This window comes from Tistrella arctica (assembly GCF_039630945.1).
Lineage (GTDB): Bacteria > Pseudomonadota > Alphaproteobacteria > Tistrellales > Tistrellaceae > Tistrella > Tistrella bauzanensis.
Map to the genome: position 1 here is coordinate 1 of NZ_JBBKTV010000054.1, position 243 is coordinate 243.

General features: G+C 55.6%; 1 rRNA gene. It reads right to left on the reverse strand.

Annotated features, from left to right (window positions below):
• Positions 1-199, reverse strand: a 16S ribosomal RNA gene (locus tag WG924_RS28300); the annotation flags it as partial.
• Positions 200-243: the final 44 nt, after the last annotated feature.

A 243-nucleotide genomic window follows, 5' to 3' on the forward strand; every position in this document is an offset into this window, starting at 1 on the left:
GCCGAAGCCTTTCCCCCGAAGGGCGTATGCGGTATTAGCTGCAGTTTCCCGCAGTTATTCCCCATAGATGGGCAGATTCCCACGTGTTACTCACCCGTGCGCCACGTAAGTCCAGGCCGAAACCTGAACCCCGTTCGACTTGCATGTGTTAGGCATGCCGCCAGCGTTCGTTCTGAGCCAGGATCAAACTCTCAAGTTGAACCTTCGACAGATGATCGCTCATCCGCCAAGGCTTCAACCGAA